Here is a 23,811-nt window from a genome sequence, read left to right as displayed (position 1 = left end):
AGTTCGCAATAGGCTACACCGGCTGCCTGCAACGACTCTTCAACACGGGCAAGCAAACCGCTACGCTGCACCGAGCCGCCGCCATAAACTATCATCACACGGGTGCCACCGTACTTGCGCACCAGACTACCTGTCTGCGCTTCCGTATCCTTGCCAAACACAAATTCGGTAGGACTATAAAAAACAAAATTGTTCATAGCTGAAATAATATGGTATTAGTTTTAGTAAAAGAAAGCATGCAACTTACTTGTAGAATACAAAATAAACGGCCAGCACCAGGCAGATGAATGCCACAAAGTGATTCCAGTGTAAAGCCTCGCCCTTGAACAGCACCGTGGTAAAGACCGTGAACACGATGAGCGTAATGGCTTCCTGAATGACCTTGAGCTGCATCAGCGAAAAAGGTCCGCCGTTGCCTACAAAGCCGATACGGTTGGCCGGCACCTGACACGAGTATTCGGCCAGTGCAATGCCCCACGAAAACAGAATCACCGCATAGAGCGGCCAGTTGGAGATGATTTTCGTCTCCTGCAACTTCAGGTGCCCGTACCAGGCAAAGGTCATGAAGATGTTAGACACGACCAGAAGTAGAATAGTGTAAAATCCTTTCATGTTGTTTTCCTTATTTTATTTCGATTTTTCTTTGATTTCTGCATTGGGTATGGGAAAGCCTCATCAAGGCATCGGCTGCTCCTTGCGGGGCAGAAGCTCGTCCTGAACATTGGACATACTCCCCCAAAGGCTGTAGCGTGCTTCGGGGTTCATTGCTTCCAACTGCTTCAGCACGTCTTTCATCGAGCTGCGGTGGGAGTCATGCTCGTAGGGACAATTCTTCACCTGCTTTCTGAAGCCGCGCGCAGAGGCCAGTTCTTCCAGGTCGGACTCGTGAACCAGACACATCGGACGGATGATGGTCATATCGAACTTCTTCATCACCAACCGGGGCGGCATCGTACCGAACGCCCCTTGAAAGGTGATATTCATCAGCAGCGTTTCCAGAATGTCATCCATGTGATGCCCCAGGGCAATCTTGTTGCATCCCTGCTCCTTGGCCACGGTGAAGAGCGCCTTGCGCCTGTTCCACGAACAAAGAAAACAGGGCGACTTGCGGGCATCGGTCGAAGCGTCAAACTCTGTTTCATATACCACCAGAGGCACGCCCCACGACTCGGCATAGCGGCGCAGGTAGTCGGTATCGCTTTCGTAAGCAATGTTTTTCATCACCACGTGAGCAGCCACAACCGAAAACCTTGGCTTATAGATGCGTGCACGGCGCGCCAGCAGCTCGACCAGTGCCAACGAATCTTTCCCGCCCGAGAGGCCGATAAGAATCTTGTCTCCCTCTTCAATCAGCCCGTATTCCACCACTCCTTTGGCAAACCGTTTCTCGATGCGGCGGAGCATTTTTTCTTCTTCTGTATACTTTGCCATAACCTGTGAAAATCGGGCACAAAAATAACGCAAAAGAATGATTTAAAGAAGAATTAACATAATAGAATCAGCGAAAAGGGCTTTATTCGCGATTAATTTGTATTTTTGAACTTTTGATAGCATAAAGAATACAATAAAAATATGAAAAAGAAATATATCCTGTTGCTTTTCTCCTGCCTGCTGGGCACCGGTGCCTACGCTCAGACACTGGCCAAGGCCAAGGAACTGTACGAGAAAGGCGAATACGAACAGGCCAAACCGGCATTCCAACGCCTTGTCAAGTCGAACCCCTCGAACGGTAACTACAATCTGTGGTACGGCGTGTGCTGCCTGAAGACCGGCGAGGCTGAAAAGGCTGTGAAGCCTCTGGAGATGGCTGTGAAGCGGCGCACCCCCAGCGGCCAGCTCTATCTGGGGCAAGCCTACCACCAGGTGTACCGTTTCGAAGAGGCTGTCGAAGTGTACGAAGAATACATCGCCGAACTGAAAAAGCGCAAACGCTCGACCGATCAGGCCGAAAGCCTGCTTCAACAAAGCAAAATCGGATTGCGACAGTTGAGGGGTGTAGAAGAAGTGTGCATCGTCGACAGTTTCGTCGTAGACAAGAAAGACTTCCTGAAAACCTACAAAATAGGTTCGGAAGCCGGCAAGCTGTTCATGTACAACGAATACTTCAAAGACCGGGAGCCCAGCGAAACAACGGTCTACGAAACCGAGCTCGGCACCAAAATCTACTATTCCGAATACCAGCCGGCCGACAGTACCCTGAATATTCTGGCCAGCAACAAACGTCAGGACGGATGGAGCAAAGGTACTCCCCTGCCCGGCTCTATCAACGGAGAGGTAAATGCCAACTATCCCTACGTCATGTCCGACGGAGTTACCATTTACTATGCAGCCGACGGCCCTGAGTCAATAGGCGGATACGATATCTTCGTCACCCGTTACAACACTCAGAACGGAACCTATCTGAATCCGCAAAACGTCGGTATGCCTTTCAACTCGCCCTATAACGACTACATGTACGTTGTCGACGAATACAACAATCTGGGATGGTTTGCTTCCGACCGCCACCAGCCCGAAGGCAAGGTATGCGTCTATGTCTTCATCCCCAACACCTCCAAACAGGTGTACAGCTACGAAAACATGGAACACGAAAAGCTCCTCGCCCTGGCACGCCTGAGCTCTATCAAACAGACCTGGGCAGACAACGACCTCGTCACCGAAGCCCTGCAACGGCTCAAAGATGTTTCTACCGAGAAGAAGGAAGTAAAACAGAAGCACGATTTCGAATTCGTCATCGACGACCAGACTGTGTACTATAAGATGGCCGACTTCCGTTCGCCACAGGCTAAGAAGACATTCCAGAAATACCGTCAGCTGGAGAACAGCTATGCCCAGCAGAGCAATAAACTGGACGATCTGCGTAAACGCTACGCGTCGGCTCCACAAGCTGAAAGAGGAAAAATGGCTCCGGGCATGCTCGATCTGGAAAAGCGTATCGAACAGCTTGCCGACGAAATAGACCAGACAGCCATCTTGGTACGCCAGCAGGAGAAAGGAATCAAATAACAAAAACTATATTACGAAAAACACTATGGACATACTTATCATTGCCGTACTTATTGTCGCCGCGATTATCCTTTTTCTGGTGGAACTGTTTGTCGTACCCGGCATCAGTATCGCAGGCATTCTGGCAGGAGGCTGCATCGTCTTTGCCAACTACTACGCCTTTGCCCACATGGGAACGATGGCCGGCTTCATCACCCTGGTTATTTCGGCACTGGGATGTATAGGGTCGCTGATACTGTTCATGCGGTCGAAAACCCTCGATAAGCTGGCCTTGAAGGAAGACATCTCGTCGAAAATCGACCGTACGGCCGAAGCGAAAGTCAAGGTAGGCGATACGGGCATTTGCACTACCCGCCTGGCCCTGATCGGATATGCCGAAATAGGAGGCGACATCGTCGAAGTAAAGTCGGCCGACGGTCTGCTGGACGAGAAGACTCCCATCGTAGTGACCCGCATCACCGACGGCGTCATACTGGTGGAAAAACAAAAATGAAATTACGAAAGATTCAAAAACTTAAAAACTCAATAACTTAAAACCTAAAGCAATGGACACAAGCTCTCTGTATCTGACTGCTTTCCTCGTGGTAGGAGGCATCATCTTTCTGGTACTTTTCTTCCATTACGTACCCTTCTTCCTCTGGCTTTCGGCCAAGGTGTCGGGAGTGAACATTTCGTTAGTGCAACTCTTCCTGATGCGCATCCGTAACGTACCGCCTTATGTCATCGTGCCCGGACTGATCGAGGCGCATAAAGCCGGACTGAACAACATTACCCGCGACGGACTCGAAGCCCACTACCTGGCAGGCGGACACGTAGAAAAAGTAGTTCACGCACTGGTATCGGCAGCCAAAGCCAACATCGACCTGCCCTTCCAGATGGCTACTGCCATCGACCTGGCCGGACGTGACGTATTCGAAGCTGTACAGATGTCCGTAAATCCCAAGGTGATCGACACTCCGCCTGTCACCGCCGTAGCCAAGGATGGTATCCAGCTCATCGCCAAGGCACGCGTCACCGTGCGTGCCAACATCCGCCAGCTGGTAGGTGGTGCCGGCGAAGACACCGTACTGGCCCGTGTAGGCGAAGGTATCGTATCGTCCATCGGTTCGAGCGAAAGCCACAAGTCGGTGCTCGAAAACCCCGACTCCATCTCTAAACTCGTACTCCGCAAAGGACTGGATGCGGGCACCGCTTTCGAGATTCTCTCCATCGACATCGCCGATATCGACATAGGTAAGAACATCGGTGCTGCCCTTCAGATGGATCAGGCCAACGCCGACAAGAACATCGCTCAGGCCAAGGCCGAAGAGCGCCGTGCCATGGCCGTAGCCAGCGAACAGGAAATGAAAGCCAAGGCTCAGGAAGCCCGCGCCAAAGTGATAGAAGCTGAAGCCGAAGTGCCTAAAGCCATGGCCGAAGCTTTCCGAAACGGCAATCTGGGTATCATGGATTACTACCGCATGAAAAATATTCAGGCTGATACCGACATGCGCGAAACCATCGCCCGTCCCACTGCTGGCGGAAGCAGTCAGCCAATGAATAAATAAGGCGAAATGACAAGTCATAAGTTGTAAGTTCATCCCCCCTTTCTTCACCAACAAATTACTAAAATCTGAACTTATAGCTTATGGCTCGTCATCCAAGACTCAAAAACTCATAATCTAAAAACTAACAGCTCGGAGCTTATAACTCGCAGCTAAAAAACACCTACGCTTATGAAAAAGTATTTTCCTTCTTCCGAACTGATTATCAACGAAGACGGTTCCGTTTTCCACTTGCATGTAAAGCCTGAATGGCTGGCAGACAAAGTAATCCTTGTAGGCGACCCTGGCCGCGTAGCCCTCGTTGCTTCGCATTTTGAAAATAAAGAGTGCGAAGTTGAGAGCCGTGAATTCCGTACTATTACCGGCAGCTATCAGGGCAAGCGTATCACTGTAGTGTCTACCGGTATCGGATGCGACAATGTAGACATCGTAATGAACGAACTTGACGCACTGGCCAATATCAATTTCCAAACGCGCGAGGAGAACGACCACTTCCGCCAGCTTGAAATCGTACGTATCGGCACATGCGGCGGTCTGCAACCCTATACTCCCGTAGGTACTTTCATCTGTTCTGCAATCTCTGTCGGCTTCGATGGCCTGCTCAATTTCTATGCCGGACGTAATGCCGTATGCGACCTGCCCATGGAACGCGCCTTGCTGAACCACCTGGGATGGAGCGGCAACCTTTGCGCACCTGCTCCATACGTTATCCATGCTGACGAGGAACTGGTAGAACGCATTGCCCGTCAGGACATGGTACGCGGAGTAACGGTGGCATGCGGCGGATTTTTCGGTCCGCAAGGACGCCAACTCCGTATTCCTTTGGCCGACCCGCATCAGAACGAGAAAATTGAATGTTTCGAATATCAAGGACACCGCATCACCAACTTCGAAATGGAAAGTTCGGCCCTGGCTGGACTGAGCCGTCTGATGGGGCACAAGGCCACTACCGTATGTATGGTTATAGCTAACCGACTGATCAAGGAAGCCAATACGGGCTACAAAAATCAGATAGACGACCTGATCAAAACAGTATTAGACCGCATCTAACAGTTTCCTTAAAACAGATCAAATGGAAGCAAGTTTCAAGACGAATGAAAATATGAGTAAAGAGGAACGCTATCAGGCGTTCCTCACCCAATATGCGCCGCTGATTGAAGGCGAGACCAATGCTGTAAGCATACTGGCCAACACATCAGCAGCCTTAAAAGAAGCTTTCGGTTTCTTTTGGGTAGGATTTTATATGGTAAATGACAACGAACTGCATTTAGGTCCCTTTCAGGGAAGCGTAGCCTGCTACCACATCAGGAAAGGACGCGGGGTATGCGGCACCGCATGGGCCGAAGCAAAGACTCAGGTCGTGGCTGATGTCGACCTTTTCCCCGGACACATCGCATGCAGTTCGCTCTCACGATCTGAAATAGTAGTGCCCATCATCGCCAACGGCGAAGTAAAAGGTGTGCTTGATATCGACAGCGACCAGCTGAACACTTTTGACGAAACCGACCGAAAATATCTGGAACAAACAGTACTCATTCTTACCCAAGTCCTCTATCCGCAATCATAATTCTCCAAACTACATTTCGCGATGTAATCCGAATGACGTATCTTTGCAAGCCATAAAAGAACAGATTTTTCAGAGAGATAAACAACGTGAACATACAACTATCCAACGATACCATCTGTGCCATAGCCACTGCCCAAGGCGGTGCTATCGGCATCATCCGTGTGTCCGGCCCCCAAGCCATCAGCATCACCGATAAGATCTTCACACCTGCCACAGGCAAGTCCCTGAGCGAACGTCCTGCTTATACATTGGCTTTCGGCCAGATCCGCACGAATACAGGCGAAATAGTGGACGAAGTATTAATCAGCCTATTCCGTGCTCCCCATTCGTATACAGGAGAAGATTCCGTAGAGATTTCATGTCACGGTTCGTCATATATTCTTCAGCAGGTAATGCAACTCCTCCTTAAAAACGGATGCCGTGCTGCAGGCCCGGGAGAATACACCCAACGGGCTTTCCTGAACGGAAAAATGGATCTGAGTCAGGCAGAAGCTGTAGCCGACCTTATCGCTTCGACCTCGGCTGCCACCCACCGCATGGCCATGAACCAGATGCGGGGAGGATTCAGCCACGAACTCTCCCTGTTACGTGATAAGCTTCTGCACCTCACCTCTCTTATGGAACTGGAACTGGACTTCAGCGACCACGAAGAGTTGGAGTTTGCCGACCGTTCGGAACTGCAAGCCATCGCCTCCCAAATAGAGACGGTTATCAACCGCCTGGCCGACTCGTTCAGTGTAGGCAATGCGTTGAAAAATGGTATCCCTGTAGCTATTGTAGGCGAAACCAATGCCGGCAAGTCCACCTTGCTGAATGCCTTGCTAAATGAAGAACGTGCCATCGTTAGTGACATCCACGGTACCACGCGCGATGTTATCGAAGATACCCTGAACCTGGGCGGTATCACTTTCCGCTTTATCGACACGGCCGGTATACGCGATACCCATGACACCATTGAGAGTTTAGGTATCGAACGCACTTTCCAGAAGCTGGAGCAAGCCGATATCGTCCTGTGGGTAATCGATGCTACCTGTGCCCACGAACAATACCAGCAACTAGCCGAAAAGATACTGCCCCGATGCGAAGGTAAACACCTTGTGCTGGTGGTGAACAAAGCCGATCTCGCACCTCAGGCTTCCTCCATCACCTTCGACGGATTGCCCCAAGATGCCCACATCCTTACCCTTGCTGCTAAACAGAAAGAGGGCCTTGACGCCCTCCAGCAGTTACTCATCGGTTTTGCCGCCCTACCCGACCTTTCGCAAACCGACGTCGTTGTAAGCAACATCCGACACTACGAAGCACTGACCCACGCCCTCGCAGCCATCCACCGCGTACAAGACGGACTCTCCATCGGCCTCTCCGGTGACTTCGTCAGTCAGGATCTACGCGAATGCCTATACCACCTTGGCGAAATTGTGGGAGGAACTATTGAGACGGATGAGGTGCTGGGGAATATATTTAGGAATTTCTGCATCGGGAAATAATAATCCTGTCTTTTTCTTTTAAATAACATGAAATTTTTCTTTATGCAGACAAACTTCACATATAGAAAAATACATTTGCAACATATCAAACGATAATTAAAATTTTTACGTTATGTCAAAGTTCAAATTCTTATGTACCTTATTTATGGTGTTTGTCGTGAATGTAAACGTCAATGCACAAAGTTATCTAACCAATAGCTATAAGGGATATGTTGATGCTGGTTATTCCATTGGTATAGGAGATTATGAGTTCGGAAGAGTGGAAATCAATACCTCACATGGCTACCAGTTCAATCCATATTTCTTTTTAGGAGCCGGAGTTGGACTACATTTCATGCCGTCATACGAAACAAGTGGAATGGATATTCCATTGGATGTAAGAGACAGTAAGGTTGATATTCCTGTGTTTGCAAATATCAGAAGTCACTTCAGCAAAGGAAAGTTTGCTCCATTTGCTGACTTGAAGGGTGGAACCTATATAACAAATGGTGGTGGATTATATGTCATTGCTTCTGTTGGTATCAGATATGCGCTGAACGACAAACAGGGTCTTAGTCTATCCCTTGGATATACAAATGAGAAATTGGAGTTTGAGGTATTTGATGGATTTATTGGCTATGACAGCATGGACTACACAAGAGATAAAAAACAGTATAATACGGAAGCGATTGCTATCAAGCTTGGATTTGATTTCTAACATTAATAACCAAAATCTATAAACAATGAAGAAAGTAATATTTACGGCACTGATGTCACTTTTTCTATGCACTACAATAGATGCACAAATTTTGCGGACAGATGAACTGGAAGACTACGCAAAAGAGAAGTATGGAGAAAAATGGGTTGATGCAGCTGAAAATCTTGGGCAGCAACTCCAGCTGGACAAGAACAACGGCATAACATACGTTCAGATTATTCCTGCAGAGGGTAAAACAAAAGATGAACTCTACGTACTACTCAACTATTGGTTTACGGCCACATTCAATGATGCAAACTCTGTCATTAAACTAAATGACAAGGAATTGGGAACTATCATTGCACAAGGATATGTAGCAGACATTGCTCAGCACGCTGGCGGAACCAACAGCTATAACGTAAATATCAGACCGGTCATTAAGTGTGATATTAAAGATGGCAGAGTAAGAGTAACCTATACCATTCCGTTCTATTCGGTTAATGTCGCTGTCGGTGGAGGATGGATTGGAGCTTTAGGCGGTACCATTCCAACACGTTCGGACGAGAACTGGACATTAGACACCTGTTTCCCTTTTGTTAAAAAAGACTCACACAAAAAGACATCAAGCAAGGCCCTTGTTATGGCTCATGCCTACTCGAATGTTGTTATGGATAAGATTGAAGAGTGCATCAAGAATGGTCTAACAGGTAATGAGGACGACAACTGGTGATATTTTATTTTAACGACACAATAGTCCGAACACAGTTCAAGAGGATGATAGGGTCAATAGCCTTACCATCCTTTTTTATTGTAAGGTGCAGATGGGGGCCTGTTGACATACCCGTATTACCAGACACCCCTATTATCTCACCAGCCTTAACATATCGTCCGATTGTAACCTTAGATGATGACAGATGACAATAGCTGACCGTGTAGTTGCCAGTCAGAATTGTGATGTATCTGCCAGAACGCTTATCATGAGCAGCCTTCACCACTTTCCCTGGAAGCATGGAAAACACAGGTTCGTAGCGTGCCTGAAGATCCACTCCATTATGCATACAATATTTATGTGTTACAGGGTGACGACGCATTCCAAACTCTGAGTTTATCTGAACACTCTTTAATGGATAAGCCATATTCAAATTTTGAAGAATATCATCAGATGTATGAGAAAAGGTACCTACATCCTCCCCGCATGAATTTACGACATTTTTATATGATGAAACATTCTTCAAAGAATCTTTCAACATCAGATTATCCACAAGAGGAGAAGCATTAGTCTCTTGTGGATTTTTTGTTTTGTTAGCTGGGTGATTATACAAACATCCAACCGTATTAAACTGAGCTTTTATTGTAGTACCTGACATCAACGACAGAAGCACCATCATGAGTATATTTCTAATATTCATGAGGCAAAATTACATATCTCCATTACCATGAATTAAAACTCATATACTTCAAGTGATTTTTCTAACTTTATTTATGCTAATAGTATGATTTTAATCGATAAATCATACTTCTTTCATAATGATATATAAAACTTAAGGTATGATATACCCATTCTTCTGATTCTCTAATCACACCTTTTATTTTTGTTTCTGAATTAACTATTAATAAAGTACTTCATAAGAAAATGAAATACTGTTATAGCAGAAATAATAACGCATTAAAAAAGGTAACAAATGATTTACAACTTTGATGAGAATGGAATGCCCTACGGCACTCTCGAACGTTTTGGACTCACACAGGAGATGATTGAGGATCTGCCGACTGATGTTCTGCAGAATATTCTCAATGGCCGGCATTCTCCAGTCTTACCTGTACACATCATTGCTGATGATGGTGAAGAAGTAAAGGCAAGAACACGATTCTGCCTTGTAAGAACGCCAGAAGGCAATGTAGATGTTCTCTTCTTTCCGAAGCTTGACGAGTATGACTTAAAAGTATTCAATGAGCAGCAGAGGCAAAGCCTTCTTGCAGGCAAACCCATCATCGGACATTTGGAAAGCAACGAAACGGGACACGAGCTTGGCACCAAATGTTTCTTCCAGCTTGACCAGGATAGCAAACAGGTACTGAGCGTACCAACCCCTGTCATAGGCAGGAACATTCAATACCTCACCGACCGCTATCATCTTACGGGTGCTGAGATGCAGAAACTGCAGAACGGAGAAATTCTCTCAATCATTGAAGACGATGATGAGATTTCCATCGGTATCGATCTGAATTCAAATACGGGTATCCGTCTCTCCGCAGGTAATGAACAATTCTGGCGCAGAGAAGCCAAACGGGAATGGGACAAATACAACTTCGGCATTTTCGGTTGTTGGATCATGGATGAAAATGGAAATCTTGACTATATCCATGAGGAGGACTACACCGAAGAAATATGGAATGAGCAAAAGAAACAAGGTATGCGCATGATGCAGCGATAAACCAAAGTACCAACCATCAAAAGCAAATTCAATATGGCAAATATCAAATACTATCCAGAAGACGAGCTTGTACAGAAAGTACAGAGTGGAGAATACGGTTGGCTCGATTACATCAATCACCACTCACCGGAATGGCAGGAAGAATACACCGAATTCTGTAATGAAAGGAACCTTGTAGTTAACGAAGAATCAGCCGAAGATTTTATCGAATGGAAAGGCGAGCTTGTTGAAACTGGCGAATAATCAACATTTAAAATCAATCACAATATGTCAATCAGATCCAATGCACTACCAGTAGGTAGAGATTTGTCACCTGAGCTGCAGGATATTCTCCGTCGCAACGGTATGCAAGCACATATCATCCGACAAGGAGAAAACTATCTTCTGGCGGTTCAAGGGCATGACTCACCTCTCCTAACCTATCATATCAGTGCCAGACAGATAAGAGACTTGGCAGATTGGGGTACAAACTCGGCTAACAAAAAAGCCTATAACACCTTTGCTGATTTAGTGAAGAAAGACTTCTATATGCCGAGAGACTTTGTCCATGCCCGTAATGCCAATGGTCGTGTGGCCATGGGACTTCACGGCTACCGGATTGGTGTTAGTGAATACGGCAGACTGCCGTGGGACAGACAACGTGCCTTTATGATGATGGACCCGTTTCATGGACGATTTTTGGGATGGACACCGCGTAATCAGGAAGGCTTCCACATGCGCCGTGTCGGTGGTGCCATGTTCGTCCAGGGAGCCCCTATGGTTCCGGAACGTCCTGATGGCAGAATCAAACCAGGTGAATTACTCAATGGAGGCTATGGCTTCTATTACAAAGGAGAACAGCAAAATATGGCACAGCAGCCCTCACAGGATGTACTCGCAGATTTGGAAGCTGTAATTCCACCTGTTGAAATACCTACCCGTCCACAGGAGCCGGCAAAACCATACAAGGAACTTATCACCTCAGACGTATACTTCAGTAACGAAAAATGGCAGGAATGCCTGTATTCTCATGGAGTCATTATTGATGCCAACAGTAAGACACTGACCATTCAGTCGGCTACCACCCAGCATGATCTTGTTTACGACCTGACGGATGAAGAACTTACCCAGCTTACAGACAATTCCATCAAGAATGTACCTGTACAGAACCGTCTAGACATCATCAACAACGTCATCAAAAATGATTTTTCAGATAGATTGACGATAAACATGCTCAATTCCAATGAACAGATAGCCCTGAATCTTACTCCTGAAGTGGAAGCAGAACTGAATGCCAGACAAGAAGTAGTGGCAGAACATGCGTTTCCTCTTACTCAGGGAAATGAATATGTCATTGCGGAGCAGGAAGACCGAAGCGTAGCCCATGTGGATGGCAACAGCCTTTATGACATAAACCAAGATAAAGGTTGGTTTCGGGAAGGAAGAAACGGACGTGAGGTACAGGTGGACGACATCAGAGTTGAGCCTGTACGAAACGAGCAAGGAGAAATCCAGCAAGACGAAAAAGGCAATGCTATGTTCCGTATGACCGCTGTTATCAATGGCGAAAGCATCAGTCACGAGATAAGCCAAAAGCAATATGAAAAGTTCATGGCCGTAGATGACTATCATCGCATGAAACTCTTCTCTAAAATCTTTGACGAAGTAGACATGAAGAATGCGCCGGGACATGGAAGGAATATAGGTGCCATGATTGGAGGTGCTCTACTTGCAGGTCTTACTGTTATGCGAGAACTCGGAAGAGACCATTATCCTCCAGCCGTGTTTGTTGAACATCATCATGCACCAGGGCCACATGTCTATTTCAAAGGAGGTGTGGACTCACCGCAGGATCTTGCTTCAAGAGCATTTGATGCCGGACTCAATGCAGCTGAGCATGGAGTCGGCTTAGGACATGGCAGATAATACTTAATTATCATAGAACACAATGAACGAAGAGCAGAAATTTGAAGATTATCGCAACCGTCTTAATATCAGAGACGTGTTGACGGATGCAGGTTATACACTTCACAAGCGGGACGGCTTGCGCTATCCTGCCTATGTACGTCTGGATAATGATGGACGCAGAATCAGGGGTGACAAATTTATTGTCATGCCCAATAAAAACTGTTGTTTCCAACCTCCAACGATAAAGCTGTATTCTGTCACATCCTTCATTTGGGAACATCCAAATCTCTTTCCTGAATACAATCAAGGAATGAAAGAGTCTGCTCTTGTTCACAAAGTCTGTCAGCGGCTATTGAATATTCCTGTGGAGCAACGTAACCAGAATGTGCTTGCTCCTACCCGTGATGCAAAGCCTTTCAATATCAAAGATTATAAGATTGAGCGTTTTCATCCTGATGAAGCTGACTCTCAGAAACCTTTTTACGCTTTCTTCAAGTCAAGAGGAATCGATTTTGCTACACGTTGTGCTTTTCACCGTAACTTCTTTCTTGCTTCCAAGGCCGCAGACAATGGAGCAAGTTATAAGAACCTTTCTTTTCCCATGTATATACCGGGGCATCCTGAGAAATGTGTCGGTTTGGAAGAAAGAGGCTATCCACGTAAGGATGGCTCTGCACGAAAAGGTATGGCAGCCGGTACAAATGCAAGTGAAGGCCTGTGGATGGCAAGTCCGAAAGACATGGAACTGAAAGATGCGAAAGATGTATATGTGTTTGAGAGTGCTTACGATGCCATGGCATTCTACCAGTTGAGAATGAAGAAAGACTCTGGACTGGACTACAATGCAAGACAGGAACTGAAGTCAGCTGTATTTGTCTCTACCGGAGGAAATCCCAGCTACGGACAGATACAGGGACTGATCAAGGCTGCTCCTGGTGCTACTTTCCATCTTGGCTTTGACAATGACCTGGCGGGAAAACAGTTCGTCTTCAACTTTGAATCCATCGTACAAAAGATGAATCCGTTGCATCCTGAGTCCGTTGCATCAGACATGAAAGGTTTCATTGAAAGTTTCAAGGAAGGTATCACATCTACCAAAGAACTGCTTGATATTGACGATGACAGATATGCAGAACTCCCTGAAGGACTACAGAAGCTTTACCTCGCTTATGACACAGCAAGAAATGAGGCATGGGAATACCATTATTCTCCATTTCTGTGCAAGGAAGACAAGCAGGAAGCAGCTGACAGAATGAACAAAACCTATCAGGAGTTTAAAGAGGCCCTGTTTCAAAAGCTCCATGTTCAGGACGGACAAGACCTGAATCCAATAGGAATAGTACGTGAACTGCCGTCTGAAGGCTATAAGGATTTTAATGATGAACTGTTGGAAAAGAAACAATACTCAATGACCGATGTCGTTGAGACAGCCTTTGACGAAAATGGTGTTTCTCTCACTGAAGAGAGAGAAGAAGAAAATGAAGAAACCAAAAAGAGCGGACTAAAACGATAAATGATATGACAGACTCAAACAGACGGTTCAGCATAATCACATTGCACCCTCACTGGGCGCAATACATTATCTCACAAGGCATGGCATTTCTTATCAGTTGTGCCCTGTTCTTGGCAGCCGGTCACGAAAGCATCACCTATAAGATGCCTTTTGTGGTACTCGGGGCAATCATGACGTGCATCATGCTCTACGGTTGTCTTTATATACACAAACTGAGCTATATCATCACATCCGAACAACTGATTATCCAACATGGTGTACTTATCAGGAAGAGTGACTACATTGAACTCTACAGGGTGGTTGACTTCAGTGAAAACCGTGGTATCGTGGAACAGCTGTTCGGATTGAAGACTGTCTCGATTTTCAGCGGAGACCGTTCCAATCCCAAACTGGACATATTTGGAATCAAGGAGCGCATTGATGTTGTAGGAATTATCCGTGAACGGGTTGAGTATAACAAACAAAGGAAAGGTATCTATGAAATCACGAACAGATAATATATCGTCAGAAACCAAGACTTCCAAAGGCATTGCTTACGACAGCAGATGGATGATTATCTCGGCCATTGCTTTGGCCTTGTTCCTATTCCGTCTTGAAAGTCGTGCCCAATTGGTTTCCAGCAATCCGATGGAATATGTGGCATTAGCTGAAGGTAATGAGCTTATCAACGGTCAAATCAAGAATCAGATTGAAGACCAGCAGAAGACGGCACTACTACAAAATACCATTGCGGCAGAGTTCACTCAGATAAAGCAATGGGAGAGAAAGTACAACAGCTACCTGAAAACCGTGTCTGGCTATGCCTCCACACTTAAAGCATGCAGTCATCTCTATGACGACGGTGTAAGGATATTCATCAGTCTTTGTGATTTGAAGAAAGCCATATCACAAAACCCGCAAGGGATAATGGCCACAATGAGTATGAATAACCTTTATATCGAAACAGCGACTGAACTCATCACTGTATACAGCATCCTGAAAGATGCCGTAGCCAAAGGTGGAGCAAGCAATATGCTTACGGGTGCGGAACGCAGTAAGATTCTTTGGGAGTTGAATGACCGTCTGGCACAATTCAACAAAAGACTTTCACAGATCTCCATCAGCATCCGCTATTACACAATGGCCGATATATGGAACAGAGCCACTGCAGGAATGATAGACAGGAACACCGCTGAGATTGCCGGTCAAGCTTTGGACAGATGGCATAGATGCGCACGAATAGTAACACCATAAAAGATTATCAGGATAACACAATGAAACGCTTATTGCTGTTTTTTGCCATGCTTATTTCTCTCACCCTCCCTTTTGAAGGGCTGGGTGGGAGTTTTCTCCGGGCTCAGGGCAACGACCCTGTTTTGGCCGGAATGATTCTGGCATACACAAATAAGGCAGAAAAAGAACTGAAACAGCAGGAACAAATGATGCTTCTGGAATCTACAGGTCATCTGTGGATAAAGGAAGAGGTACAAGGAGTAACTGACCTGCAAAAGGAGTTCAACACTTATTTGGACAACTTTCATAGCATAATCAGTTATGCGGCACAGATATATGGATTCTATCATGAAATAGACCGACTCGTGAAACACCTGGGAACTTTTAATGACCAGATCCAGCACCAGACAGGAAATGCCCTGGCAGTAGCATTGTCTTCAAACAGGAATAAAATCTATAGAGAACTTATCATGAATAGTGTTGATATAGTCAATGACATCCGGCAACTGTGCCTCTCCGATACCAAGATGACAGAGAAGGAACGACTGGAAGTTCTCTTTTCCATCCGTCCGAAACTTAAACTCATGAATCAAAAGCTCAAAAGGCTTACGAGAGCTATTAAATATACTTCACTCTCTGACATATGGGCGGAGATAGACTACAATGGTAGAAGTGAGGTGGACAAGCCCAATATTGTACAGAAATGCAAGGAAAGATGGAAGAGGAACGCAAAGCCAAAGTAAGTATTCAGGTATAAAGATAATTCAGGATAACAATTTAACAATCAAACTTTAAGTATGGGTTGGGGAGCATTATTGAAAGCAGCAGTCAGCTTGGGAGGAAGAGCTATAAAAGCTGTAGTTAAATCGGCAGGGGGTGCAGTAGTACATCCACAGCAAACGCTAAAAGGATTAGGAAGTGCCACCAAGTCTGCGGCCATAGGTGGAAGCCTGGGCTACATCGGTTGGGAGAAACTGACTACAGACAAAAGCGTAGTGGGTATTGTCAGCGATGCTGTCATTGGCGAAGAAACGACACAAAAGATTGGAGATACGGTTTCGAATATCGGTGAAGGTATGAAAGAGGTGAAAGACTCTGTAACTGGTCTCACTGAAAATGTCAATGATGCCATCACCAGTGCAGACAGCAAATGGAGCGGTATGAGCAAGTTCCTACAAGGTGTTTCCTCTGGGAACGGTGGAAACATGATGGGGAACTTTTTCAGCAATATAGGTAAAGGGAATGTTTCCAGTCTGAGTCTCATCGGACTTGTAGTAGCTGCACTACTTGTTTTCGGAAGATTCGGATGGATGGGCAAGATAGCTGGAGCTGTGCTTGCCATGATGATGATAGGAAACAATGTAAATATGAACGAGGCACTTGCCAGTGAGAAGAAACGACCTGCTGCACAAAGTCAAGACGAAATTCAACAGTCGGAGATTGCACAAGGCACTGGTGGCGGCAGACGAAGATAATAGTAAATTTTATAAACAGATATAATATGCAATATACACAGGAAATGATTCTTCGTTCGGACAGCGGATACTGTATGCCCTACGAAGAAAAAGGCCGTGACGTACAGATGAGTCTTGGCTACGGTAAACAGAAACATCCGCATACAGGAGAACCTTTTTTTCATCATGGTGTGGATTTCAAAGCCAACCATTATCTTCTTTCAGCAGTTGCAACAGGGAAGATCACAGGACTTGGGAATGATGCCGTACATGGTATCTATCAGGTGACACGCTATGGAGACTACGAGGTAAAATACGCACACCTCTCGAATGTTTTTGGCAACTACGGAAGTGAAGTCAAGGCCGGTCAGGTTATTGCCGTAAGTGGGGAAATACTCCACATGGAGGTCAAGTATAAAGGAGAAGAGCTTAATCCTCTGGAGTTCCTGACCATGATATACAGTAATTTGAAAGTCATGGAACAGAACGGACAACCTGGTGCAGTACCACAATTTGTGACACTGGATATGGATGTCAGAACCATGTATGACAAAGACAGCAAGGAGATAGAGAATCTGATGATGCGTTTTTTTCCGGACTACATGAAAGACATCAGTCTTGGAGCCTACACGTTGCCGGAACATACACAGTTCACTTTGAGAAATATTCTCTCACTGTCGGCTACAAAAAATTACTTCTATGAAACCATCCCTAGTATGGCCAATCCATTGGGTATGGGCGCACGAAGTATACCGATTGCAGAACGGGTACAGAATCTGCTTATCGGTGATTTCCTGAACTATCTTGCCCTGCGTCATCAGATATTCCTTTCCAGTTTAAGTGATCACGAAAAAAAAAAGCACAAGAACTTGCCATAGCAACCAGTGGACTTATTGATCCATTGGCAGAGCTCGATATTGATGTTCAAAGCTTCGATATTCCCCGTATGGTGAGCGTGTATCCGGATAAGTCCGGTATCAGATGGTGGACAAAAGCATGGTTCAATGGTAGTGAGAAAGGAGAAGCTGCGATAGAGATTGAACGTGAGCTGGCTATCAAGTTTATCAATGAAAACATTGAAAAGGATGAATGGCTGGAAGAATATTTCCCGAAACAGATGGAAGTATATCACAATGCCATAGAACAGACACGCGAGCAATTACTCAACCAGATAAATCTATAAAGGGCATATAAATTATCAATCATATAAAACAGCAACTCATGGCAGAGTCAGAACAAGATAGAATATTCAGGACAAAGGTCATTCCAATCATGAACAAGGTCCGGAATGAACTGCAAGATAAGATGGCAGCAGAGCTTAAAGAGCACACCTCATCATTTGCAGGATTGATGGCCAGTACCATTGGTCCTGATGGTGGAATGTCTGCCAGACAGGCACAGATGCAGTCTTTGCGTTACACAGGTGAATGGAACTCGAAAACAGCAGAAGATTATATTAAAATGGTCAAGAAAGAACTTCAACGCCAGCACATCACCGTTGATTCCGCCATGGAGAAAAAGATGATAGACAAGATGATTCAGGATAAGATTCCACGCTCATCCATTGAATACATCTTAAAGAAGGCAGCAACTAACACCATCTTCTATCTCCCCCAGGATGTTGCAAAATCACCATTAGAACATCATATGGATACAGAAGCCGAAAAGAGATACAACCCATCTGCGTGGGAAAAGAACACAGGTATAATTCTCGTATCCGTAACCGATCTCGCATGTATGGGTGGAGTCGGTGGCGGTTGGAAAACAGCGGCTACATGGATCGGCGGTGACTTCCTGTTATCTAAATTTTCTGACAAACAGGAAGACCGTTCAGACATACCTTCAATAGTGCGCCCGGGATGCGAGGAACAGTATAGACAAGACCAGGAAAAAATGAAAAAGCAGTCAGAAGAAAAGCCACAGAGTAAGACTTCATCAGCAGAGACTGCACCGGAACAGGAAGAAGCGGTCAAAGAGGAACAACCAACAGAAGAACAGACCTCCCCGAAACCGAAGCAGACCAATATGGACGGATGGCAAGGGTTGCTGACCTCTTTCGGACTCAATGGCATTAGCGACATCGGACACAATATCGGATATGTACTGGCTATGCTGCCTGATATGCTTGTAGGACTCTTCACGGGAAAAACAAAGTCAATCAATCTGAAGGACAATATGATGCCTATTGCCAGTATCGTTACAGGCATGTTCGTCAAGAATCCAATCCTGAAAATGATACTTATCGGTATGGGAGGACTCAATCTGCTGAACAAGGCCGGGCATGAGACTTTGGATGATTTCAAAGCACATCAGCACCCTGAAGCAGGAAACAGCCCAGTGAATTATCGGGTTTATCCTGATGAACCGCTCAATCCACGGATTGTCAATCCTCAGATTAGGTCCAACTGTCTGATTGCTACAATAGACAAGGTTCCTTGCAGCATCACTTTGCCGGATAAAGTTGTGGATGCCTATCAGCAGGGAGCTTTACCTCTCAACACACTTGCAAATGCAATACTGGTCAAGAATGACCAGATGCGTCAGATTGCTTCTGAAAACTATGAAGTAAGCGAACGGCAAACAGTAGCAAGACCACTTGCACAAAGATAAAAGGATAACAATATAATAATCAGACTTATGGAAGAGAAAAACCAACAAGAGAAAATGGCAGTAGCACGTCAAGTTGAACTGTTTGAGAATGCTTTCAATAAAGCCAAAGAAAATGGTGGAATATGGCTTGAAAATGATGGTCGTAAAGCTCCGAGGCTATATCTGAAGCCTTTGCAGATTTCTGCCTTCAATGCCATCATATTGGGTATGCACAGTGACCAGAACGGTTACAAGACCAACCAATATACACTTTTTTCAGAAGCAAAAAAACGCGGTGAGTCCGTCCAGACCAAAGAAAAGGGAGTGCCTTTCCTTTGGTATAATTGGAATGAGTATGTAAACAAGCACAATCCTGACGAGAAAATCAGCCGCTCAGACTATCAAGCACTGTCGTCTGATAAGCAGGAGGATTACAAAGGAATCAGAAACCGTGAAGTACGCTCACTTTTCAATATTGAGCAGACCACACTCCCTATGGTTGATAAAACTACATTTGATACAGTAGTAAAAGAGACCGGTCCTCTGAAAGACCGTACAGATATAGAGTCAGCTTCGAATGAAATCCGTCAGGGTGTCGAAAATCTTCTGGAGCAGTCACGAAAGAATCTGGTTGATATACGCACTGATACTACAGGTGTAGCGCATTACGACAGTAAGAAAGATATTGTCTTCCTGCCACCTGCTTCATCCTATGAACATTATGATGACTATGCCCGTGATGCTGTATCCATGCTTATGTCTGCAACAGGACATCAACAGAGACTGGCACGTGAAGGCATGGTTGTCAAGAACGGAAAGGTTTCAGAGGATGCCATGAAACAGGAAAGACTGGTAATTGAAGTTGCTTCAGCAGTTAAGCTGCAGGAGTTGGGTATCTCTGCCAAACTCTCTCCTGACAGCCTGAAGATGACCGATTACTGGCTCAGGGAACTTAAAGAAGACCCGCATCTGCCGGATATACTGGAAAGGGATGTAAACAATGCTATAGATATGGTTCACAAGGCTGAACGTGGTGAGGAGGTAGAGCTCAACAACAGAGTCCTACAGAATCAGATAGCGGATATTAAGCACATTCTTCCCAAACACTATTATGTAGCTGATGAAATCAAGACATTGCCCAACATAGATACAAAAGAGTTCGTGGTTGTAAAAGAACCTGAACAGAAGATGGCTGATGTGGTTCTCCCTTCTGGTGCTTCATTAGGAGTCGAGAATGAGATTCCAGGAATGAACAAAGGACGCATCGAACATGCGCTTCAAAAAGAGGGCTATGAAACGGTCACTTTCTACAACATAGACGGTTCTATGGGGTATCGTCCCGATGACAGTTTTTTTGACGGCAAGGAGGTATCCGTAAACCGCATGAACAAGTGGAACATGGAAACACTTACACTGCTCGATGTATCTGATGCCGTCAAACGCTCCGGTGCCATAGACTTTGAAAAGATACTCATGTTGCGTAATGACGAAGGGAAATGGGCACTTTATCTGAAGCCCGAAAATGAAAAGAGCTTCAGCGTTTACCCCGAGAAGGCAGATCTGAACCTTTTCTTCACCACAATAAAACAAGGTGACGAAGAAGCTTCAGAAAAAGTACGTCAGGATATGGCCCAGAAATACTATATGGCTGCCCAGAACAATCCGGATATTAAGGTTGACCTTTTCAAAAGCGATGCGACAGCAGAAGAACTCGCAAGGATAGACCGTGTGAACATCTTTAAGACCAAGGGCTCGGAGAACCAACCCAGTGTGATATTGTGTATGCCTACAATCAACGGTGAGAAATTGACAGCCCGTGAAGTGAGTCCACAGCAATGGCAACGTATGTGGCTGGCAGAAGACATGCAAGATTATAAAAAACATCTTGCGGTAAGCCTTTTTGCAGATGTGCTCCGTAAGGATCGTACAGATGCTGTTGCGGTAGGTACTGACAAATCAGAACAGGAGGCCCAGTCAAAGAGCCCCAGTCAGCAAACGGAAGTACATGAGGAGCAGACGGAAGAGAACACCAGACAGAACGAATCACTTGGCTCATTCGAATCCAAAGGGAATAAGGGCAAGGATGAAAGTTCCAAGACTGAATCAAAGGCAACCGCAGAACTCTCTCCGATGCTGAAACAATACTATGAGTTAAAGTCAAAACATCCAGATGCAATTATGCTCTTCAGATGTGGAGACTTTTATGAGACTTACTGCCAGGATGCGGAAAAGACCGCCAAAATACTCGGCATCACTCTCAGTAAGAGCAATCACACCAAAGATGCTGAAGGGAAGCCTCTCCTTATGGCCGGTTTTCCATACCATGCACTCGATGTTTATCTTCCAAAGATGATCCGTGCCGGTGAGAGAATTGCCATTTGTGATCAGTTGGAAACTACCCGGCAAGGGAAAGACATTAGTGAAAGACAGAAAAGTGAACCCGCCAATCAGGAAGAGAGCAAGGCTTCAAGAATGCACAGATAACATGTAACTGCAATGTCAAAGAATCAAGAATATATCCAACAATATGCAGAGTATGCCATGGAGCAGATGCGCAGATATGGCATACCTGCATCTGTCACGCTTGCACAAGGTATCTGTGAAAGTGCCAGTGGCCAGAGTGAACTGTCCCGTAAGGGAAACAACCATTTTGGTATCAAGGCCACATCCAGCTGGATTGAGAACGGAGGCAAATATCTTGTATATACCGATGACCGTCCAAATGAAAAGTTTTGCCAGTATGCAAATGTGGGAGATTCCTATGAGCATCATTCTCAGTTTCTGAAAAGGAACGGAAGATATGCCGGACTATTCCAACTCTCACCTGATGACTATAAAGGATGGACAAACGGATTACAGGATGCAGGATATGCGTCAAGCAAACAATATGCAGCAACCCTTCAGAATATTATCGAGAAGAACGGATTGCAAAAATATGACCAGATGGTAATGCAGGAAATGAAGGCACTGGGTAAATCCTTTGGAACTGCTGACAATCCCTGTCAAGCCACATCCGATGATGTTTCCGTGCAGGATACTGAAGAAAAGAAATATTCCTTCCCTTTAAAGAGAGAGGAGTTTATGCTGGTTACTTCTCCCTTTGGTACAAGAAAGGATCCTTTGGACGCAAGTAAGTCCCAGTTGCATAAAGGGATTGACATCCAGACAAATCATGAGGCAGTCCTTGCAACAGAAGATAAAGGAAAAGTTGTCAACGTGAACAGCAATGCCAATACAAACGGAGGACGGTCTGTTACAGTTGAGTACAATAGGAACGATGGCAGCAAATATCAATGTACCTACATGCACCTGGACAGTATATCCGTCAAGATCGGTGATGAAGTTGCTGCCGGACAGAAGCTTGGCATTTCAGGAAACACTGGGTATCGGACTACTGGTGAACATCTTCATTTTGGAGTTATATCCATATCCACAGATGGAACAAAAAGAGATATTGACCCGGCTGCATATCTTGCTGAGATTTCACAAAAAGGGAACATCTCATTACAGGTTCTCAGTAACGGAAAAGATCTGACTGCGCAATACAAGAGTGCAAGTCAATCCGATGCCAATGTGCAGCCAGATACAGCCATGAGTCCGGATGAGTGGATGAAGAAAATTCTGTCCTCTGAAGACAGTGGGGTGAATATGCCTATAGCTGATCCTGTAATAGAGATGGCCATGACTATGTTCACTTCACTCATGGCTCTTGCCCTCCAGATAGATAATTCAAGTGAGGAGGAAAAGATGCAGAAGGCTACTGCTGCAGCTGTCAGTAAAAGCATAGACCTTACTCCTATCCTCCCATCCTATAAGACCTGCACCATAAGCCTGCAGGATGGTAAACCCAATCTGTATGCAGACAATGGAGTTGTACAACTCAACAGAGAACTGAGTAATGCAGAAATAAACAAGATCCAACAGACACTTGGCAGTACCATGATGAACGATGATGAGAAACGACGTAGCATCGCCTCTGTTATTAACTCTGCCGTGGTCACGCTGCAGATGTCACAAAACTATCAGAACAATCTGGAGAACCAACAAGGCAGACAGGAGTCTGTACAGTTGAAATAATTTGCTTTTTAAGTATAACAATCAATTCGTTTTATTATGATTAAATGTAATGTAACCGTGTGTGGCACCGTTTCCCGCCAGGCACAAATGCGTGCTAACAAAGAAGGTACGCAGTTCGCATCATTCGGTATTAATATAGTTATTCCGGCAAAATCAGGAATTAACAAGACAGTTGAAATCAGTGTGGCCAAGACCTGCAACAGCCTATCTGAGTTACCACCAATTCAAGTTGGGACTCACATTGAAGTAGCCGGTATTCTAATGTTTCACAAAAAGGGAGAAGCATTATACCTTAACCTGTCTGCAACTGGCATTAACACATTCAATGCAAGCAATAACGACGGCATTAACGGTACAATGGAGTTCA

At 45.4% G+C, this 23,811-nt stretch carries 24 protein-coding genes and 2 pseudogenes (1 of these 26 only partly in view); 22 read left to right on the top strand and 4 right to left on the bottom strand.

Going from position 1 to position 23,811, the window contains the following annotated elements:
• The 3 genes and pseudogenes from QVP67_RS05220 to QVP67_RS05210 form a co-directional block, all read right to left on the bottom strand.
• Positions 1 to 197, bottom strand: a pseudogene (locus QVP67_RS05220) (iron-containing alcohol dehydrogenase) (it extends 1,004 nt beyond the left edge of the window).
• Positions 198 to 243: 46 nt separating this feature from the next.
• Positions 244 to 612: a DMT family protein gene (locus QVP67_RS05215; RefSeq protein WP_022162504.1), complete on the bottom strand. Its 369-nt coding sequence runs from the start codon at positions 610 to 612 to the stop codon at positions 244 to 246.
• A 63-nt stretch (positions 613 to 675) separates the two neighbouring features.
• Positions 676 to 1,431, bottom strand: coding sequence for an ATP-binding protein (locus tag QVP67_RS05210; RefSeq protein ID WP_288179926.1), 756 nt, complete (start codon positions 1,429 to 1,431; stop codon positions 676 to 678).
• Between the two features lie 141 nt (positions 1,432 to 1,572).
• On the opposite strand from QVP67_RS05210, the gene QVP67_RS05205 reads away from it, so the two are divergent.
• The 8 genes from QVP67_RS05205 to QVP67_RS05170 all read left to right on the top strand — a co-directional run bounded on the left by QVP67_RS05205 (position 1,573) and on the right by QVP67_RS05170 (position 9,007).
• Positions 1,573 to 3,003, top strand: a complete 1,431-nt coding sequence (locus tag QVP67_RS05205) for a tetratricopeptide repeat protein (RefSeq protein WP_022162502.1) — start codon at positions 1,573 to 1,575, stop codon at positions 3,001 to 3,003.
• Positions 3,004 to 3,028: 25 nt separating this feature from the next.
• Entirely contained in the window at positions 3,029 to 3,496 is a 468-nt protein-coding gene (locus tag QVP67_RS05200) for an NfeD family protein (protein ID WP_022162501.1), read from the top strand.
• 52 nt (positions 3,497 to 3,548) lie between these two features.
• A complete protein-coding gene (gene floA, locus QVP67_RS05195; protein ID WP_022162500.1) occupies positions 3,549 to 4,550 on the top strand; it encodes a flotillin-like protein FloA in 1,002 nt (333 codons plus the stop codon).
• Positions 4,551 to 4,718: 168 nt separating this feature from the next.
• Positions 4,719 to 5,597, top strand: a complete 879-nt coding sequence (locus tag QVP67_RS05190; protein WP_022162499.1) for a nucleoside phosphorylase — start codon at positions 4,719 to 4,721, stop codon at positions 5,595 to 5,597.
• A gap of 22 nt (positions 5,598 to 5,619) precedes the next feature.
• Positions 5,620 to 6,114: a GAF domain-containing protein gene (locus QVP67_RS05185; protein ID WP_022162498.1), complete on the top strand. Its 495-nt coding sequence runs from the start codon at positions 5,620 to 5,622 to the stop codon at positions 6,112 to 6,114.
• An 86-nt stretch (positions 6,115 to 6,200) separates the two neighbouring features.
• Entirely contained in the window at positions 6,201 to 7,601 is a 1,401-nt protein-coding gene (gene mnmE, locus QVP67_RS05180; protein ID WP_022162497.1) for a tRNA uridine-5-carboxymethylaminomethyl(34) synthesis GTPase MnmE, read from the top strand.
• A 112-nt stretch (positions 7,602 to 7,713) separates the two neighbouring features.
• Positions 7,714 to 8,298, top strand: coding sequence for a hypothetical protein (locus QVP67_RS05175; protein ID WP_022162496.1), 585 nt, complete (start codon positions 7,714 to 7,716; stop codon positions 8,296 to 8,298).
• A gap of 25 nt (positions 8,299 to 8,323) precedes the next feature.
• Complete coding sequence (locus tag QVP67_RS05170; RefSeq protein WP_022162495.1) at positions 8,324 to 9,007, top strand: DUF4468 domain-containing protein; 684 nt, start codon at positions 8,324 to 8,326, stop codon at positions 9,005 to 9,007.
• 4 nt (positions 9,008 to 9,011) lie between these two features.
• Here the strand turns inward: QVP67_RS05170 and QVP67_RS05165 are convergent, their stop codons facing one another.
• Positions 9,012 to 9,686 (bottom strand): M23 family metallopeptidase, encoded by a 675-nt coding sequence (locus QVP67_RS05165; RefSeq protein WP_288179925.1) that lies wholly within the window; start codon positions 9,684 to 9,686, stop codon positions 9,012 to 9,014.
• Between the two features lie 273 nt (positions 9,687 to 9,959).
• On the opposite strand from QVP67_RS05165, the gene QVP67_RS05160 reads away from it, so the two are divergent.
• The 14 genes and pseudogenes from QVP67_RS05160 to QVP67_RS05095 all read left to right on the top strand — a co-directional run.
• On the top strand, positions 9,960 to 10,712 hold the full coding sequence (locus QVP67_RS05160; RefSeq protein WP_022162493.1) for a DUF4099 domain-containing protein: 753 nt from the start codon (positions 9,960 to 9,962) through the stop codon (positions 10,710 to 10,712).
• Positions 10,713 to 10,745: 33 nt separating this feature from the next.
• Positions 10,746 to 10,955: a hypothetical protein gene (locus QVP67_RS05155; protein WP_004312159.1), complete on the top strand. Its 210-nt coding sequence runs from the start codon at positions 10,746 to 10,748 to the stop codon at positions 10,953 to 10,955.
• Positions 10,956 to 10,979: 24 nt separating this feature from the next.
• Entirely contained in the window at positions 10,980 to 12,617 is a 1,638-nt protein-coding gene (locus tag QVP67_RS05150) for a hypothetical protein (RefSeq protein ID WP_022162492.1), read from the top strand.
• Positions 12,618 to 12,639: 22 nt separating this feature from the next.
• On the top strand, positions 12,640 to 14,112 hold the full coding sequence (locus tag QVP67_RS05145; RefSeq protein ID WP_022162491.1) for a toprim domain-containing protein: 1,473 nt from the start codon (positions 12,640 to 12,642) through the stop codon (positions 14,110 to 14,112).
• Between the two features lie 5 nt (positions 14,113 to 14,117).
• Positions 14,118 to 14,609 carry a PH domain-containing protein gene (locus QVP67_RS05140; RefSeq protein ID WP_022162490.1) on the top strand — a complete coding sequence of 164 codons (492 nt, stop codon included), beginning with the start codon at positions 14,118 to 14,120 and terminating at the stop codon, positions 14,607 to 14,609.
• On the top strand, positions 14,590 to 15,345 hold the full coding sequence (locus QVP67_RS05135; RefSeq protein ID WP_022162489.1) for a hypothetical protein: 756 nt from the start codon (positions 14,590 to 14,592) through the stop codon (positions 15,343 to 15,345). Before QVP67_RS05140 ends, QVP67_RS05135 begins: the two co-directional genes overlap by 20 nt.
• A gap of 20 nt (positions 15,346 to 15,365) precedes the next feature.
• On the top strand, positions 15,366 to 16,067 hold the full coding sequence (locus QVP67_RS05130) for a hypothetical protein (protein WP_022162488.1): 702 nt from the start codon (positions 15,366 to 15,368) through the stop codon (positions 16,065 to 16,067).
• Positions 16,068 to 16,121: 54 nt separating this feature from the next.
• Entirely contained in the window at positions 16,122 to 16,799 is a 678-nt protein-coding gene (locus QVP67_RS05125) for a hypothetical protein (protein WP_022162487.1), read from the top strand.
• 26 nt (positions 16,800 to 16,825) lie between these two features.
• Positions 16,826 to 17,656, top strand: a complete 831-nt coding sequence (locus QVP67_RS05120) for a M23 family metallopeptidase (RefSeq protein WP_022162486.1) — start codon at positions 16,826 to 16,828, stop codon at positions 17,654 to 17,656.
• A 23-nt stretch (positions 17,657 to 17,679) separates the two neighbouring features.
• Positions 17,680 to 17,961, top strand: a complete 282-nt coding sequence (locus tag QVP67_RS05115; RefSeq protein ID WP_018452583.1) for a hypothetical protein — start codon at positions 17,680 to 17,682, stop codon at positions 17,959 to 17,961.
• 38 nt (positions 17,962 to 17,999) lie between these two features.
• Positions 18,000 to 19,388 (top strand): hypothetical protein, encoded by a 1,389-nt coding sequence (locus QVP67_RS05110; RefSeq protein WP_022162485.1) that lies wholly within the window; start codon positions 18,000 to 18,002, stop codon positions 19,386 to 19,388.
• Positions 19,389 to 19,415: 27 nt separating this feature from the next.
• Positions 19,416 to 21,851 (top strand): zincin-like metallopeptidase domain-containing protein, encoded by a 2,436-nt coding sequence (locus QVP67_RS05105; protein ID WP_004312149.1) that lies wholly within the window; start codon positions 19,416 to 19,418, stop codon positions 21,849 to 21,851.
• Positions 21,852 to 21,863: 12 nt separating this feature from the next.
• Entirely contained in the window at positions 21,864 to 23,444 is a 1,581-nt protein-coding gene (locus QVP67_RS05100; protein WP_022162484.1) for a glucosaminidase domain-containing protein, read from the top strand.
• Between the two features lie 36 nt (positions 23,445 to 23,480).
• A pseudogene (locus QVP67_RS05095) lies at positions 23,481 to 23,811 on the top strand (hypothetical protein); the annotation flags it as partial.

Origin of the sequence: Bacteroides sp. CAG:633, from assembly GCF_000435115.1 — a bacterium.
GTDB classification, from domain to species: Bacteria; Bacteroidota; Bacteroidia; order Bacteroidales; family Bacteroidaceae; genus Bacteroides; species Bacteroides ndongoniae.
The sequence above is the reverse complement of the archived record's forward strand: the minus strand, read 5'-3'. Positions and strand labels throughout refer to the sequence as shown.